The 16,984-nt window shown below is 68.4% G+C and carries 13 protein-coding genes; 1 reads left to right on the top strand and 12 read right to left on the bottom strand.

What is annotated here, in order from left to right:
* Positions 1-259 precede the first annotated feature (259 nt).
* Complete coding sequence (locus CKO31_RS15730) at positions 260-670, top strand: hypothetical protein (RefSeq protein WP_200239347.1); 411 nt, start codon at positions 260-262, stop codon at positions 668-670.
* 179 nt (positions 671-849) lie between these two features.
* Here CKO31_RS15730 and CKO31_RS15725 read toward each other — a convergent pair whose 3' ends face one another.
* The 12 genes from CKO31_RS15725 to gnd form a co-directional block, all read right to left on the bottom strand.
* Complete coding sequence (locus tag CKO31_RS15725; RefSeq protein ID WP_200239345.1) at positions 850-1,254, bottom strand: DUF4168 domain-containing protein; 405 nt, start codon at positions 1,252-1,254, stop codon at positions 850-852.
* Positions 1,255-1,432: 178 nt separating this feature from the next.
* On the bottom strand, positions 1,433-2,845 hold the full coding sequence (locus tag CKO31_RS15720; RefSeq protein ID WP_200239343.1) for a sigma-54-dependent transcriptional regulator: 1,413 nt from the start codon (positions 2,843-2,845) through the stop codon (positions 1,433-1,435).
* Positions 2,835-4,262, bottom strand: coding sequence for a sensor histidine kinase (locus CKO31_RS15715; protein WP_242475409.1), 1,428 nt, complete (start codon positions 4,260-4,262; stop codon positions 2,835-2,837). Before CKO31_RS15715 ends, CKO31_RS15720 begins: the two co-directional genes overlap by 11 nt.
* Before the next feature lie 173 nt (positions 4,263-4,435).
* Positions 4,436-4,918 carry a hypothetical protein gene (locus CKO31_RS15710; protein ID WP_200239341.1) on the bottom strand — a complete coding sequence of 161 codons (483 nt, stop codon included), beginning with the start codon at positions 4,916-4,918 and terminating at the stop codon, positions 4,436-4,438.
* Positions 4,918-6,780, bottom strand: a complete 1,863-nt coding sequence (locus CKO31_RS15705) for a glycoside hydrolase family 15 protein (RefSeq protein WP_200239340.1) — start codon at positions 6,778-6,780, stop codon at positions 4,918-4,920. The genes CKO31_RS15710 and CKO31_RS15705 overlap by 1 nt, the downstream gene beginning before the upstream one ends.
* Positions 6,781-8,014: 1,234 nt before the next feature.
* Entirely contained in the window at positions 8,015-9,577 is a 1,563-nt protein-coding gene (locus tag CKO31_RS15700; protein ID WP_200239338.1) for an FMN-binding glutamate synthase family protein, read from the bottom strand.
* A gap of 20 nt (positions 9,578-9,597) precedes the next feature.
* A complete protein-coding gene (locus CKO31_RS15695; RefSeq protein WP_200239336.1) occupies positions 9,598-11,031 on the bottom strand; it encodes an aldehyde dehydrogenase family protein in 1,434 nt (477 codons plus the stop codon).
* Between the two features lie 59 nt (positions 11,032-11,090).
* Positions 11,091-12,725: an acetolactate synthase large subunit gene (locus CKO31_RS15690; protein WP_200239335.1), complete on the bottom strand. Its 1,635-nt coding sequence runs from the start codon at positions 12,723-12,725 to the stop codon at positions 11,091-11,093.
* A 148-nt stretch (positions 12,726-12,873) separates the two neighbouring features.
* A complete protein-coding gene (locus CKO31_RS15685; protein ID WP_200239332.1) occupies positions 12,874-14,253 on the bottom strand; it encodes an esterase/lipase family protein in 1,380 nt (459 codons plus the stop codon).
* 27 nt (positions 14,254-14,280) lie between these two features.
* Positions 14,281-14,745 carry a YHS domain-containing (seleno)protein gene (locus tag CKO31_RS15680; RefSeq protein WP_200239330.1) on the bottom strand — a complete coding sequence of 155 codons (465 nt, stop codon included), beginning with the start codon at positions 14,743-14,745 and terminating at the stop codon, positions 14,281-14,283.
* Between the two features lie 54 nt (positions 14,746-14,799).
* The gene (gene tal, locus CKO31_RS15675) at positions 14,800-15,768 is read right to left on the bottom strand and encodes a transaldolase (RefSeq protein WP_207148032.1); all 969 of its coding nucleotides are present in this window, start codon (positions 15,766-15,768) and stop codon (positions 14,800-14,802) included.
* Positions 15,769-15,881: 113 nt separating this feature from the next.
* Positions 15,882-16,865: a phosphogluconate dehydrogenase (NAD(+)-dependent, decarboxylating) gene (gene gnd / locus CKO31_RS15670; protein WP_200239358.1), complete on the bottom strand. Its 984-nt coding sequence runs from the start codon at positions 16,863-16,865 to the stop codon at positions 15,882-15,884.
* Between the last annotated feature and the right edge of the window lie 119 nt (positions 16,866-16,984).

The following is a 16,984-nucleotide window of genomic DNA, read 5'->3' as shown; positions in this document are numbered from 1 at the left end:
CCGCAGCGAACAGCAGGATCACTTCCAGCCCGACCTCTTCGAGGTCGACGACGACATGCCCTTCTGAGCCTGCTCCTCGCAGCGAGCCTCGCAGCCAGTACCCCGTGCCCCTCGGGCGGGCGTCGCGAAACTGTTCACCGTTTATGCGCAGGTTCGCTCAGCCGCTAACACCGGATTTATGCCAGAGCCCTCGCTCCCGTGCTACACCGCTTCCGCGACACATTGATGTCGGCGCTACGGTGGGACCAGCTTCGCGCAGATGCCCGCGGCGGGAGCAACCTATCCCCTCCCGGACAGGGCCCTGCCCCGGACAGTGGCGTATGCCAAGGCCTTGGAAGCGTTCATTTACGACTTCGATGATCGCCTGCGACGCGCCCAGCGCGACGATTACTGCGGCATTGTCTGCGCCGACGACCTCGATGCGCCGAGCTTCATCGAGGTGGGCCACAGGAGGCGACTCGGCGTCGCCTGTGGCTTCAGCGAGCAAACGCCGCTGCCGGACTGGATCATCAGCCTGATGCGGCCGGTGGACCTGCCTGAGCTTTTTATCGGCCGGAGGGGGTGCGCAGGCGGCTATCAGAGCTGCTGCTCAATGACCAGTCGCGATCCAGGTCGCGGGGTGGACAGCACCAGCACAGCCGCGATGCAGCCCGCGGGCATCGCTCGATGATTGCAATCGGTCATCGCAATAACCTTCGCGGGGAGATTCATGGCAGCCTTGCCTGATCAGGGGGGAGCCGCCGGCCGGCTGGGCCGGCGGCGCTGGGCAAAGGCCCTGTATCCGCGCCGCACGGCAGGCCTGCGCGTCCATCGCAGTGACGCCAAGCCCGCCGTGCGCCGCTCGCCCGGTCAGCGGACCTGGTCAATGGCCTCCTTGACGCGCTGCGCGAGCTGGGGGTCATTCTGCAGGCCGACGGCGATGTCGTTGTACTCCTGAACCGAGACACCGCTGTCTTTGACGGCTTGGGCCATCTCGTCCTGCGCCTCCCGCTGCATGGTCTGTGCGGCGGCCCTGTCCGGGGCCTCGGCGAGCTTGTCGCTCAGATCTTGCCTGATCTCCTGCACCGACAGGTAGGCGTCGGCAAACTCCGAGAGCGTCGCATCGTCCACATTCACCGGCGCGCTCGGCTGCGCGCCGGCCCCCGCAGCCGGGTCGCCGCCGGTGCCTTGCTGCTGCGCGGAAACGCCGCCGCCAAAAGCGAAGAGCGCAGCGAGTGTCGCTGCAGCGGCCGGTTTCGCGAATGTCGTCTTCATAGTGAGCCTCCGGATTGGGCTGTCGTGGATGGCGACGCGAACCAATCATGTGCCGTGCCAAGCCCCCGAAGGACAGCATGCGTCTTTCCCAGTCAGAGGGTTATGCCGCGGCGCTCGAGCAGCAGCGGCGGCTCGCATCGCCACCGCACCGTATCATTTTGACGCATGCGTCATCGCGCTACGTATCATGCCGACCCTGCTCCTCCAGCTTCCGGTAGAGCGTCTTGCGGCCGATCCCCAGGATCTTCGCCGCACGCTGCTTATTGCCCTCGGTCCACTCGAGCACGGATCGGATATAACGGGCCTCCACCGCCGCCAGCGTCTCCCAGTCCTCATCGGAGCCCGGCAGCGGCGGCGCTGCCAGCGCACCCGACCTCGGGTGCGCGTCGGCCTCCGCCCGCACGCGCTCGGGCAGATCGTCGAGGCCGATCTCGGGGGTCGGCGCAAGGGTCGCCGCACGCTCGACCAGGCTCGCCAGCTCGCGCACATTGCCCGGGTAGGGATAGCTCAGCAGGGCGCGCCAGGCTGCGGGCGCGAAGCGCCGGACGTGACCCTCGCGCGCCGCTGTCTGCGCCAGCAGGAAGTGCTGCAGCAGGGCGGCAATGTCTTCGCCCCGCTCGCGCAGCGACGGCACATGGATACGGAAGGTCTCAAGGCGGTAATACAGATCCTCGCGAAAATGCCCCTCGGCAATGCGCTCGCCGAGCTCGCGATGGGTCGCGGCGACGATGCGCACATCGGTCCCGATTTCGGTATTGGCGCCGACGGGCCGCACCCGGCCGTCCTGGAGCAGCCGCAGCAGCCTGGTCTGCATCGCCGGCGGCATCTCGGCGATCTCGTCGAGAAACAGGGTGCCGCCGTCGGCCTCGACGAAGAGCCCCTTGCGGGCGCCGCGAGCGCCGCTGAAAGCCCCGGCGGCATGGCCGAGCAGCTCCGACTCGAGCAGCGCCTCCGGGATGCCGGCACAGTTGACGGCGACGAACGGCGCCGCGGCGCGCGCGCTCTCGGCGTGCAAGGCCCGCGCGACCAGCTCTTTGCCGGTTCCGGACTCGCCGGTGATCAACACGCTGCTGTCGGATGGGGCAATGCGACGGATCAGATCGTAGAGCGCGCGCATCGCCGGACTCTTGCCGAGCATGCCGTGGAATTGCCCGCCCGCGAGGACTTCCCGATAGCGCGCTACCTCGGCCTGCAGCTGCCGGGTTTCCAGCACCCGCGCCACCGCGAGGCGCAGGTGCTCCAGATCGATGGGCTTGGTGAGGAAGTCGTCGGCACCCGCCTTGAGCGCTGCCACCGCTTGGCGAATGGTGCCAAAGCCGGTCAGCATGATGAATCCCGGCCGAGGCGTCAGCGCACGTGTCGCCTCCAGCAGCGCGAGCCCGTCTTCACCCGGCAGGCGCAGATCGCTCAGCACAAGCGCGGCGCTTCGGCTGGCGAGCTCCGCGCGCGCCGCTGCCGCATCGGCGACGCCGGTGAGCCGGTACCCGGCATCTTCGAGCTCCTCGATCAGGAGCGCCCGATAGCCGTCGTCGTCCTCCACCACCAAGATGGCGGGCCGCTCCGCGGGCGTCGTCTCGGGCTCAGCGCTCACGCTGCGAACCTCCTCGCTCAGCGTCCGTCGGGGCCGGCTCGAACAGCGGCAAGCGGATCAGGAAGCACGCGCCCGGCGCCCCCGGGTGCTCGAGCCACAGTGTGCCGCCATGCTCGGCCACGGCCGCCCGCGCCACCGCGAGCCCGAGCCCGGTGCCCTGGCCGGCCGGCTTGGTGGTGAAGAAGGGCTCGAAGAGGCGCTCGACATCGGCTTGCGCAATCCCCGGGCCGTCGTCTTCCACACGCAGGCGCAGCTGCTCGGGCTCCGGCTCGGCGCTGATCCGGACCCGGCGCTGCGCCGCCTGCAGCGCATTGTCGAGCAAATTGCCCAGCGCCTGCTCCAGCCGCAGCGGATCGACCTCGACCTCGAGGCCGGACAGGGCGTCGGACATCTCCACGGCGACGTGCAGATCGGGGCGCGGCGACGCGCTCAAGGAGCGCGCCACCACGTCCTCGATGAGGGGCAACAGCTCCACGCGGCGCCGCCTCAAGGGACCCTGACGCGCGAAATCGAGCAGCTCCCGGACGGTGGTTTCGACCCGCCCCAGCTCTGTCAACAGCCGCGACAGCTCGGCCCTGGCGGGCGACGCATCCGGCAGGCTGCGCGCTGCGCGCTGGGCGCGCCCGGCGACGCTGCCGAGCGGGGTGCCCAGCTCGTGCGCCAGCCCCGCGGCCAGGCGCCCGATCGCGGCCAGCTTCTCGGATTGCCGCAGCTCGCGCTCCAGCTCGGCCTCGCGTTGTCGCTGCTCGTGCAGGTGCTGCTCGGATGCCTCCCAGCGGCCGATCATCGCGTTGATGCCGACACCCAGGCGCCGCAGCTCATCCGGTCCCTGCTCGGGAACGCGCAGCCCCGGCTCCCCCGTGCCGATCGGCTGCATCGCTCCCGTCAGCGCACGCACGTGACGGCCGACCGCGCGATGGTGCCCAAGGAGTACGACCAGCACGAAGACCACCGCCAAGAAAGCAATCGCCATGCCGCCTACCCACCGCAGGCGCGCGATATAGTCTTGAAACCGGGAGAGATCGCGCGTGACCTGGAGCAGGCCCACCACCCGTCCTGCTGCATCCGACAGGGGCAGGAAGAACGAAAAGACCTCGCGGCCGCGCCGCTCTTCAAAGCTGCCCTGCGTCCCCTCCTCGGCAACGGCGCGGGCGTCGCGCCGGCGCTCCAGCAGGGGGCTGCGCGGCCCGCTGGTTGCCACGCGCTCGCCGGCGCTGTCGTAGACATAGGCGCCGAAGACCTGGTCGATCAAAAAGACCGAGTCCAGCGCCTCCTGGACCGCTTCCGTATCGCCACGCACCATTGCCGCCGCGATGGGAAGCCGGATCGAGCGCGCAACCAGCTCGATATCGTCCTGAAGGCGCCGGGTCATCTGCTCTTCGAGTCCGCGCAGGCCGAGCATGCCGACGCCGACCAAGACGCCGAGCACCGGCAGCAGGACGAACAGCAAAATGGCGTTGCGAAGTGAGCCCAGGCCTTTCACGGGGCCGATTCTGCCGCAGAGCGGCCCCGCTGTCGTGCCGTCGTCCTTCGGCGGATTCACGCAGGCGGGGGAGGCCGGGATACCCGTCTACGCCAAAGGCATTGTCGTTACGCGCAAAGCGGCTGATACAGGCCACCCAGCAGCGCACCGTAGAGCGCATGAGCGGCGATGGTGACCAGCGGCGTGCGCCGGCCGTAGTTGAGGGCCAAGAAGCCGGGTGGCTCCAGGGCCCGGGTCGGCTCCGGTCCGCGGTGCTCGCTCGCCATACGCGGATGCAGGCTCGGCGCAATGGGCATGAGGGTGATCAGCACGACCAGGGCCTGCAGCAGACCGATGCCGCCGCCCAGCAGCCAGCCCGCTCGGCACAGGCTCTCGAACACCAGCGCGTAGAACAGGGCGAAGAGCCAGCCGCTCGCAAAGTGCAGCAGAAAGCCGATCACCAACGCCCGGTCGTACTCTGGCGTAAAAATCGTGCCGAGCATATAGGGGATGCTCATGCGCGACAGGCCCAGGCCTTGGGCCGCCGCCATCAGGGTGGTGAGGAGCAGTGTCGCTGCAAAGCCCCAGAGCAGGATTTCGGGAATGTTCATCAACCGCTCGCTCGTGTCTGGTGATGCTCCCCGTTGTCGCGACGGGCGCCTGCCAGCGACAGTGCAGCATCGATGAGTCCGACATGGGTGAATGCCTGCGGAAAGTTGCCCAGCGCCGAGCCGTCCGCGGGATCGATCTCCTCGGCGAACAAGCCCAGGTCGTTGGCATAGCCGAGGACACGCTCGAACAGCGCCTCCCCGGCCTGAAGCTCCCCGGCCAGGGCATAGGCGTCCACGGCCCAGAAGCTGCATATGCCGAAGGCGCCTTCGTCCCCCGGGAGTCCGTCGTCAATGCCCAGGTAGCGGTATAGCAGCCCGTTGCTGCCCAGCGCCTCGATGATCGCGTCGCGGGTGCCCCGCGCCCGCTGCGAGTGCGGCTCGATGAAGCCATGACGCGCCAGCAGCAGCAGGCTGGCGTCGAGCTCATCGCCCTCGTAGACGCTGACATAGCTGCCGAGCCGTTGATTGAAGCCCCGGGCGTCGATCTCCGCGCGCAGCGCATCGCGCTCGCGCTCGAACCACTCGACCGGCGCCCGCAGCTTGCCGGCCTGGTGCAGCCGCAACAATCGGTCCAGGGCCACCCAGCACATTGCCTTGGAGTAGGTGTGATGCCGGCGGCCCGCGCGCACCTCCCAGATACCCTCGTCGGGCTCGCGCCAGCGCCGGCACACGGTCTTGCCGAAGCCCACCAAGAGCCGCGCTGTGGCGGCGGTCAGACGCCCGCCTTGACGCACAAACGCATAGGCGGCATCGATCACCTCCCCGTAGATGTCGAGCTGGAACTGATCGGACGCCTGGTTGCCGATGCGCACCGGTCGAGAGTCGGCAAAGCCCGATAGTGCCGTCAGCTCTTCCTCGGCAAGCTCCGTTTCCCCGTGAACGTCGTAGAGGATCTGCAAATCCGGCCAGGTGAGCCGGGTGGAGTGCGTCAGCCAATGGAGGAAAGCCAGGGCCTCTTCCGGAAAGCCCAGATCGAAGAGGGCGCGCAGGGTCAGCGAAGCATCCCGCAGCCAGCAGAAGCGATAATCCCAATTGCGCGTGCCGCCGCGCCACTCCGGCAGCGAGGTGGTGGGCGCGGCGATAATCGCCCCGGAAGGCGCGTAGGCCAGCAGCTTCAGCACCAGGGCGCTGCGCACCACCGCATCCCGGTGCGGACCCTCGTAGGTGCAGCGCGCGGACCAGGCGCGCCACCAGTCCAGCGTGAGACCAATGCGCCGCTCCGCTTCCTCGCCAAGGGGCGGCACAAAGGACGGCTCGCGCTCGCTGTAGACGGCCGAGAGGTGATGACGGTCGCCGGCTTGCAAGCGGTGGCGCTGCCGGACGCCTTCCTCCGTGCGGGAGAGCCGCAGTGGGATCTCGCTGCGCAGAACGAAGGCCCGACCCTGCTTCTCGAAGTAGAGCCCCAACGCGCCCCGGTCCTTGAGTCGGCAACTCTCGCGACCGTAGCTCGGGCGCGGATCGCACCGGATCTCAATGTCCACGGCGCCTTCGATGCATTCGACACGCCGCAGGATCTGGTGGCTCGCCCACATGCTGCGGCGCTTATCGGCCTCCGAGGTCACGGGCATCAGGTCGGTGAGGCGCAGCACACCGCCGTCGGTGACGAAGGTCGTCTCAAGGACATTGGTCTCGCCGAGGTAGCGGCGGGTGATCCTGGCCGGAGCCACCGGGCGCACCGAAAAGCGCCCGCCCTTGTCTTGATCGAGGATGGCCGCGAACAACGAGGGGCTGTCGAAGCGCGGCCAGCACAGCCAATCGATGGAGCCCTCGCGCGAGATCAGGGCCGCCGAGCGGCAGTCGCCGATGATGGCGTAGTCTTCGATGGCGTTCCTGGAGGCGGCTGGGGTTGGCGCTTCACGCATCAAGGCTGCTGCCTCTCATCAGGGGTCTCGGGAAGGAGCCAAACCGCGCCGCTGCGGAGCATGGCGCATCATCCTCGGCGGCGCGGGGCGGCACCGGCAATCGGCTACCGCTGCGGGACTTTGCGGCCGCTGACGAGCGCGGCCTGCCTAGGGCAACGCCGATTGATTGACGTCTCCCGTGGGGGCGGGGACGACCCATCAGCGCCATCTCCCCAACAGCAGCGACCGCCCCCTACGGCGGTTTCTTTCAGGCCGAAAGAAGGTCGGTCCGCCCCCGGTCAGAGTGCGGTACATCCATCCACCGTCTCGGGAGGTCCGCGATGCGCCTGACCGCTGCCCCTGACCACTGTCCCTGACCCGTGCGAATTGGCTCTTGCTTGTCGGCGTCCCAAGGGGTGCCGGCCGACGCCTGCCCGGCAATCGTGACCTACGGCGCTGCGCCTGCTGGGCCGGCCGAGGTCTGCACGGCTGCGCAGACAATGGCAATGATCATGGACTTCCACAGGGCCCCATTCATGTCACAGACCCTCAACCCCTGCCTCGATCGCTTCCGCGGCACCGTCACGTCGGCACTGCGTTGGCACCAGCAGGACGCGCTTTGGCAGCGCCTCCGCGCTGATGTCGGCAGCAAGTGGTACCTGTATGACACGCACGCGCCACCACCTCGTGCACGGGTAGGCGCCAACGCCGTGCAGCCGAAACCAAGCTGCTGTGAACGGCTCGTGCCCAGGGGGTCGGCATCATGATCGCGGACGACGTTCCCGCAACGGCGCGCGTCCGCCTGGTGGAGCCCGCGGCGGCGACCGAACCCGAGCTGGCCGCACTGTTCCGCCAGATCGAGGAGCAATTTGGTGGAGCTGGCGAGCGTCATGGACCTGTTCATGTCCCTGAGCTTTTTCCTCGATTTGCTCAAGGTGCCGCTGGACGAATAAGATCGCAGCTCCTGCCACTTGAATCCCGCAGCCTGGAGGGTGGACAAGCGAAGCGCAGTCCACCGAATTGGGAGGGGCACTGGGTGGACTTCGCTGCGCTCGTCCACCCTACGGGTCGCGCTGCCGGGCCTGATCGTCAGCACTTAACTTCTTCTCTTCTGTGCGCGAGATATTGTTCTCCCTTGTGGGGCGCATGCGCGACACGCAACCGCCCATGCCAGCGCCAGCGCCAGCGGATGTGCTACGTCGATCCACCGGCCGGTTGCCAACTTCGCCACGGGAGCGGTCTCGGCGCGCAGGCCTTACGCGGGCTGCCCCTCCCGGCACGCGGTGTCGGCGAGCTGCAGCCGGCCGGGGGCAACCGCGGACCGCGGCACCGGCTTCGGATACAGCGCATCGAGCCCGACGGTCAGCCCGTTCGGCTGCACCACCTGCGCGTGGAAGCGTCGCAGCTCGCGCGGGCTGCGCACGCCGCAGGCATGGGCGATGGTGCCGACTTCCTCGGTGACGTTCTGCGCATAGGCGGCCACGCGCTCGGCCTTGGTGGGTGGGTGCAGGCCCTTCTGGAGCTTGGGGTTGTGGGTGGTGATGCCGGTGGGGCAGGTGTTCTTGTTGCATTGCAGGGCCTGGATGCAGCCCAGCGCGAACATGAAGCCCCGGGCCGAGCAGACGAAGTCGGCGCCGACACAAAGCGCCCAGGCCACGTCGGCGGGGGTGATGAGCTTGCCGGAGGCGATCACGCGCACGCGCTCGCGCAGGCCGTGCTCGTCGAGCTTGTCCACCAGCAGCGGCAGGCTGACGCGCAGCGGCAGCCCCATGTCGTCGATCAGCGGCATGGGCGAGGCGCCGGTGCCGCCGTCGGCACCGTCCAGGGTGATGAAATCCGGCGCCGACGCCGGACCGCGTCGGTGCACGGCCTCGAACAGCTCGTCCAGCCAGCCGTAGGCGCCGATGACGGTCTTGAAGCCCACGGGCTTGCCGGAGACGCCGCGCACCCGGGCGATGAGGTCCAGCAGCTCCTCGGTGCTGCCCACGTCCGGGTGGCGGTTCGGGCTGATGCTGTCCTGGCCGACAGCAATGCCGCGGATGGCTGCGATCTCGTCGGTAACCTTGGCGCCCGGCAGGATGCCGCCCTTGCCGGGCTTGGCACCCTGGCTCAGCTTGAGCTCGAGCATGCGCACCTGTGGATGCTCGGCCACCTCCCGCAACCGCTCGTCGCTCAGGTTGCCTGCCAGGTCGCGCACGCCGTACTTGGCCGTGCCGATCTGGAACACCAGGTCGCAGCCGCTCTCCAGATGCAGCGGCGACAGGCCGCCCTCGCCGGTGTTGAGCCAACAGCCGGCCTTGGCCGCACCCGCGCCGAGGGCCTCCAGCGCCGGGCGGGAGATGGCGCCATAGCTCATGCCCGAGATGTGATAGAGCGCGGCGGTAGTGTAGGGGTGGCGGGTGTGCGGACCGATGGTGAGCGGCTCCGCCGGCACCGCGTCCTCGCCGAGGGTCGGGAACGGGCAGTTCACGAACATCACCTGCCCCGGCGTGGCGATGTTGCGGGTGGAGCCGAAGGCGACGGTGTTGTCGGTGTTCTTGGCGGCGCGGTAGACCCAGGTGCGCTGGGCGCGGTTGAAGGGCAGCTCCTCGCGGTCCATGGCAAAGAAGTATTGCCGAAAGAACTCCCCAAGGCGCTCGAAGAGATAGCGAAAGCGCCCGATCACCGGGTAGTTGCGCAGCACGGCGCGCTTCTTCTGGGTGCTGTCAACGATGAATGCATAGACCGTCCAGAGCGCGCCGACGCCGATGACGAAAATGAACAGGGCCGACATCACCTGGAGCGACGTCAACAGAAAGTACGAGGTATCGGTGAGCATGGCTGGGGTCTCCGGCGGCGCTAGGACTTGAAGACGATCAGCTTCTCGGTGCGCATGTCGGCGAAGCTGTAGGGGATGCCGCCGGTGCCGAGCCCGGACTCGCGCAGCCCGGCGAAGGGCATCCAGTCGGTGCGGAAGGCGGTGTGGTCGTTGACCATGACGGCCGAGGCATCCAGCCGCTGAGCCGCATGCAGCGCAAAGTCCAAGCTGTGCGTGAATATCGCGGCCTGAAACGCGAACGGCAGATCGTTGGCCGCCGCGATGGCGCTGTCCGCGTCGTCATAGGGATAGACGCAGATCACTGGGCCGAAGATCTCCTGCCTGCTGACCCTCGCATCGGCGGGTGGGTCGAACAGCACCGTCGGCGCATAGCAGGTCCGCCCCAGCGGCTCGCCGCCCGCGAGCAGCCGCGCCCTGCCGCTGAGCGCCGTGCGCACCCAGTCATCGATGCGATCCACCTCGGCCGGCCGGATCAATGGCCCGACGGCGGTGTCGGCGAGGCTTGGATCATCCACGCGCAGCGCCGCGGCGGCCTCGGCCAGGGCCTGCGCCAGGGGCTCGGCAAGGCTGCGCGGGGCAAAGACCCGCTGCACGGACACACAGACCTGGCCGGCATGGTAGAAGCCGCCCTTGGCGAGCGCCGGCACCACATCGGCCGGGTCCATGTCGCCATCCACCAGCACCGGTGCCGCACCGCCGTGCTCCAGCGCGCAGCGGGTGCCGGGTGCCAGCCGCGAGCGCAAATGCCAGCCCACACGCGCACTGCCGATGAAGCTGAGGAAAGCTACGCGCGGGTCGGTGGCCAGGACCTCGGCGGTCTCGGGGCCGTCGGTGACCAGCGCCTGCGCCCAGCCGGCCGGCAGGCCCGCCTCGCGCAGCAGATCGATGAAGGCGAAGCACGACAGCGGCGTGTCCTCGGCGGGCTTGACCACAACCGGACAGCCGGCGGCGACGGCCGGACCGACCTGGTGCACGATCAGATTCAGCGGGTGATTGAAGGCGCTGATGGCGACCACCGGGCCGATGGGCTCGTGCGTGGTGAAGGCGAGCCTGCCGGCGGCGGCCGCGCTGGCGGTCATGGGCACCTCGCGGCCGCCGTCGCTGCGCAGCACCTCGGCGCAGTTGTGCACGCCGTCGATGGCGCGCGCGACCTCCACCTGCGCGTCCACCAGCGGCTTGCCCCCCTCGCGGGCGATGAGCGCCGCGAGCCGGTCGGCATCGCGCTGCATGGCCGCGGCCGTGCGGTGCAGGATGGCGCCGCGCTCATGCGCGCTCAGCCAGGCGTCGCGCTCGCGAAAGAGCGCATGCGCCGTTGCCAAGGCCGCCTCGACGCCGCGTCGGTCGAGGGTGTCGACGCTGGCAATGGGCTTGAGATCGAAAGGGTTCTGCACCTCGAGCCGACCGGCCGGCGGCACCGGCTCGGCAAGACGCTGGGTGTGATGATCGTCCGACATCGCATCGGTCCTCGCAGTGTGCTTGGTCCAAGGCGCCGCGCCCGCGGCCGCCGCCGGGCTCAGACCGGACAGGTCAGGGCCGCCAGGCGCTCGGTGAGCCGCATGTTCTCGGCGTAGTCCACCGGGCAGTCCACGACGGCGACGGTGCCGCAGTGCAGGGCCTCTTCTAGCACCGACATCAGCGCCCCCGCCGCTTCAACGCGGTAGCCGCGTGCGCCGAAGCTCTCCGCGTACTGGACGAAATCCGGATTGTTGAAGCCGATCTGGGTGTCGCGGCCGAAGCGGCGGTCCTGGTGCCACTTGATGAGCCCGTAGGCGGCGTCGTTCCAGATCAGCACCACGAAGCTGAGGCCAAGGCGCAGCGCGGTCTCGATCTCCTGGGAGTTCATCAAGAAGCCGGCATCGCCCGTGATGCTGACCACCTGCCGCTCTGGATGCGCCAGCTTGGCTGCCAGCGCGCCGGGTACCCCGATGCCCATGGAGGCAAAGCCGTTGGAGATGATGCAGGTGTTGGGGGCCTGCGCCTGCCACATGCGCGCGATCCACATCTTGTGCGCACCGACATCGGAGATGAGGATGTCCTTGGGCGCCAGCACCTGACGCAGGTCCCAGAGGATCTTCTGCGGCTTCACTGGGAAACCGTCGTCACCGGCATGCTCCTGATTCTCATCCTGGATGGCGCGGTTGAGGGCCGCCGCCCAGTTGTCCGCCCGCGGCGTCAGGCGCTCGGTGAGGCTCGATAAGGCGGCGCCGATGTCGCCGACGAGACCGGCCGCCAGGCTGTAATGGGCGTCCACCTCCGCCGGCAGCTGGCCCACGTGAATCACCTTCTGCTCGGGGTCGCGGTGCCAGCGCTCCGGGTGGTACTCGACCATGTCGTAGCCCACGCAGAGCACCAGGTCGGCGCGCCCGAAGCCGCAGGCGATGAGGTCATTGCCCGATAGTCCGACGGTGCCGAGCGACATCGGATGGCTGCGAGGAATCACGCCCTTGGCCATGAAGGTCATGGCCACCGGGATGCTCAGCGTCGTGGCGAAGGCGTCCAGCTCCGCGGCGGCGCCGGCGCGTATCACCCCGTTGCCGGCCAGCACCAGGGGCCGCTCGGCCGCGGCGATGAGCGCCGCGACCTCGGCGAGGCGGTCCGCCGCCGGCCAGGGCGGAAGCGGGTCCTGCACCGGCAGGGGTGTCCCTTCGGCGACCTCCTCGGCGGCGATGTTCTCCGGCAGCTCGATGAAGGTCGCGCCCGGCTTCTCGGTCTTGGCCACCTTGAATGCCTTGCGGATGATCTCCGGGATGACCTCGGGCTCGCGCACCGAGGTCGCGTACTTGGTGATGGGCACGAACAGATTCACCAAGTCGACGATCTGATGGCTCTCCTTATGTAAGCGGTGCGTGGAGCCCTGCCCGGCGATGGCCACCACCGGCGCGCGGTCCAGATTGGCGTCGGCCACGCCGGTGATGAGATTGGTAGCGCCCGGCCCCAGGGTGCCGAGGCAAACGCCGGGGCGCCCGGTGAGGCGGCCATAGACATCGGCCATGAAGGCCGCACCCTGCTCATGACGAACGGTGATGAAGCGGATGGGGCTGTCGATCAGCGCATCCATCAGGTCGAGGTTCTCCTCGCCCGGGATGCCGAAGATGTACTCGACCCCCTCGTTCTCCAGGCATTCGACGACTAGCTCGGCTGCGCGCATGGGATGGTCCGGATCAGCAATGCCGGCCACGGCCCCTGCGCGGCGATGCACGCTGCCGGAACCGGGCGGTCGGGTGGATTCACCCGCCTAGACCCCCTCCGCGCATGATTTCTTTCCCCGATCTGCGCGGCCGGGTCTGGCGAGGAGATCAGTCCCGATGCAGCAGAAAGTGCAGCAGGTTGTCTTGGAAGAACAGGTTCCCGGTCAGCGCGCTGTGCTCGGCGCAGAGCATGAGCGGGTAGTCCAGCGGGAAGAAGCTCCAGGGGTGGCGCGGCACCAGCGGGTCGAGGACGTTGCGCGCCAGCAGGGATGCCTTGGTGACCGTGCCGTCGCCGGGCTCCAGCATCAGCCGCGCATAGTCCACGCCGGGCTTGCCGGTGCCGATGGTCTCCGGGTGCAGATACAGCCCGCTGCCGGCATCGGTCTCATGCACCACCAGCCGCGCCGGCGTCAGCTCGCAATCGCCGCCGAATACCACCAGTTGCCACGGCGAGCGGTCCATCTCGACGGTCAGCGACCAGACGAAGCGCCGGCCGCGCTCCAGATACTTGTGAAACCAACGCTCCAGCAGTGCCAGCCGCGCGTCGGCGGCCGCCGGGTCGTCGAAGCGCTCACGGATGCGCGCGCGCACCTCCGGGTCGAAGATAGACCACTCGAAGCGCTGCCAGACTTCGAGGTCGAACGGGTCCAGGTCCAGGGGCTCGCCGGCGGCATCCAGCAGCCAGTCGTTGATCGGGTGCGGAAACAGCTGATAGAAGCTCGGGAAGGTCACGAGCACTTCCGGCGGCACGCGCCGCAGCCCGAGCCGGCGCCCGGCGATGAACGCCTTCAATGACTCCACCGAGCCCAAGTTCGGTGTGCCCAGCAGCACCACCCGCCGCACCCGGTCTTCGCCGTGGAAGTTGACCGGAAAGCGGTTGTCCAAGGTCACGTCCTTGGGACCGTAGCGCAGGTAATAGCGCGTGATCAGGCCGCCCATGGAGTGGGCGATGATGTCCACCGGCACGTCGCCGCCGTGGTCGCGGCGAATCTGCTCGATGAATTGGTCCAGGCGGCGCACGGTCTCGACGTTGTCTTGCCGCCAGTCGTAGGTGAAGACGTAGTAGCTGCGCGCCGCGGACGGCGGTGCGCCGGGCTCGGCGCGGTGGTAGCCGCCGGCTTCCTCCAGCGTGCGGATAATCGAGGCGTAGAAATCCCGGCCGGCGAAGGAATCCGTGATGCCGGTTGGGCGGATGCCGTCGGGCGCGGGCGTCAGGGTCTTCGGGTCGAGCTTCAGGGCCAGGTCGTCATAGCGCGACCACAAGGCCCGGCGCAGCGAGCCGATCCAGACCTCGCGACCGCGCGCGTCCTGCAGCCGGGTGCCCATGAGGCCGGGAATGACCACCACCGGCGGCTGATCGTCGGCACCGGTGGTGCTGGCGTACAGGCGCTCCAGGTCGGGCTTATCCAGCCGGGCGCAGCCGGCGATCGCCGCCGCGGCGGCGGCGATCGCCAGCAGACGGGCCGCAAGCAAGGCCAGGCGGTACATGCTCGCCGCGGGCGCCACAGCCTGGGCTCAAAACTGCATGCGCATCAGATTCGAGCGGGCCCGGTCCAGCATCTTGTCCGTTCCCTCGGCCTCCAGCTCCCGAGCGATGGTGTCCATCTCGGCACTGTCGTGGAACAAGAGCAGGTTGTCGCCCATGATCAGAAAATTCCGCGGATCGATGGCCACGGCGCGACCCAAGGACAGGCTGTACGGGCAGTGGTCCGGGAACACCGGGGCATAGGTGTCCGGATCGGCCTCGAAGCGCTGCACCTGCTCCGCGCTGGTGAGCCAGTAGACCTTGCCTGCATGGGTGCTGGTGTATCTCGGCGACCCCTTCTCCGGGCGCCCAACGGTGAAGTAGGACACCGGGCTGTAGCCGCCGATGGCCGGCGCTGCGTCCCCCGGCGTCGTCACCTCGGGCTGCACCGCGAGCGGCGCTGTCAGGATCAGGACCGCCCACAGCAGCGTGGACGCAAGCGGTTTGCGCGACATGGTCAACCTCGCTGACGGGTCGTGACGTCGCCTCGGCGGGCGGGGCACGCAGGCTCAACGACAATGGGTACAGGTCTCGAAGGCGAAGCGCTCCAGGCGCACCGAGTCGGCGGCGAAGTTGCGAATGCCCTCGGCGAGCTTCTCGGTGGCCATGGCGTCGTCGTTGAGCGCCCAGCGGAAGGCCGGCTCGTCGAGTGAGAGCCGGGGCTCGCCCTGCTCGGCGGCGGTTTTGGGGTCGAGCTTGCGCGGGACCTCGCCTTCGGTCTCTGCGAGCTCGTCCATCAGTCCCGGCGCAATGGTGAGCAGGTCGCAGCCGGCCAGGGCCAGGATCTGATCGGTGTTGCGGAAGCTCGCACCCATGACGGTCGTCTCATAGCCGTGGCGCTTGTAGTAGTCGTAGATGCGCCGCACCGAGCGAACCCCAGGGTCGTCGTCGGGGGCGTAGGCCTCGACCCCATCGTGCTCTTTGTACCAATCGAAGATGCGCCCGACGAAGGGCGAGATGAGCGTCACCCCGGCCTCGGCGCAGGCCACCGCCTGCGCGAAGCCGAACATCAGCGTCAGGTTGCAATGGATGCCCTCGCGCTCCAGCACCTCCGCGGCGCGAATGCCCTCCCAGGTGGCGGCGATCTTGATCAGGATGCGCTCCTTGCCGATGCCGGCGGCATCGTAAAGGCCCATGATCTGCATCGCGCGGGCGATGGTGGCGTCGGTATCGAAGGAGAGGCGGGCATCCACCTCGGTGGAGACCCGCCCCGGCACCAGCTCCAGGATGCGCACGCCGACATTCACCGCGAGGCGGTCCATCATCAGGCGGCTCTGCTCGGCGCTGTCGTCGCTGCGACGCTTACCGTATTCCACGGCATCGTCGACCAAGGGCTGATACTGCGGCAGCTGGGCCGCCTTCAGCAGCAGCGAGGGATTGGTGGTGGCATCGATGGGGCGGTAGGTCTCGATGGAGGCGATGTCGCCGGTGTCGGCGACGACGGGCGTGATCGCACGCAGGGCTTCGAGCTTGCTCATGATGGCTCCGGGGGTGTTTGTCGTATCACGGGTTGGCATAGGCTCGCCGTCGGCGCCATCGCATCGGCGCAGCGCCACCGGCTCTGCAGCAGAAGACGGACCGAGCAGAATGCTCAAGCGGTCGACTGTTCGACATGGCCGCCAAACTGCTGACGCATGGCAGAGAGCACCTTCTCCGCGAACGTGTGGTCCTGACGGGAGCGGAAACGGGTGTAGAGCGCCGCCGACAGCACATCCGCCGGCACGGCCTCTTCGACGGCGGTCTGGATGGTCCAGCGACCTTCGCCGGAGTCTTCGACAAAGCCTGAATAACCCTGGAGGTCGCCGTCACGCAGCAGCGCAGCAGCCGTGAGATCCAGCAGCCAGGAACCGACGACGCTGCCGCGGCGCCAGACCTCGGTGATGCGGGCGATGTCGAAGTCATAGCGCTGACCGGCAGGCACCTCCTGCCCGCGAGCGCCACGCAAGATATCCAGCCCCTCGGCGTAGGCCTGCATCAGGCCATACTCGATACCGTTGTGGACCATCTTGACGAAGTGTCCGGCACCAATCGGGCCGCAGTGGAGATAGCCCCGCTCCGACGAATCGGCCTCGCCATCACGGCCGGGAGTGCGCTCGGTGTCTCCGGTACCAGGAGCAAGGGTCGCCAAGGCCGGCTCCAGCTGGCGGAATGCTTCGTCTGCGCCGCCCACCATCAGGCAATAACCGCGGTCCAGGCCCCAAACGCCGCCGCTAGTGCCGGCATCCATGTAGAGCACCCCTCGCTCCAAGAGCCGCTCGGCGCGGCGGATGTCGTCCTTGAAGTACGAATTGCCGCCGTCGACGACGATATCTCCCTCGCTCAGATGCGGCCCCAGCGCGTCCAACGTCGCATCCACCGCCGACCCGGCGGGCACCATCAGCCACAGGCTGCGCGGCCTCTCGCACTTGTCCGCCAGCTCCGCCAGCGAGCTCGCCCCCTCGACGCCGTGCTCCTGGGCGAGTGCCGCTACGGCTTCGGCATCCAGGTCATAAACAACGCAGTGGTGTCCACCACGCACCAGACGCCGGACCATGTTGGCGCCCATGCGCCCTAAACCGATCATCGCGATCTGCATCAAACTGCTCCTCAAACTGGGGGGAGGTTGGGCTGCATCGGCAAGCGGGTCGTCAGCTGCCGCGCTCGCCTTCGGAGACCCGTCCAGGCGGGACATCCTTTCACCCGCCGCGGCGTGCG

It is taken from the genome of Thiohalocapsa halophila, from assembly GCF_016583825.1.
GTDB classification, from domain to species: Bacteria; Pseudomonadota; Gammaproteobacteria; order Chromatiales; family Chromatiaceae; genus Thiohalocapsa; species Thiohalocapsa halophila.
Note: the sequence above shows the minus strand (reverse complement) of the source record. Positions and strands in the feature narration are given on the sequence as shown.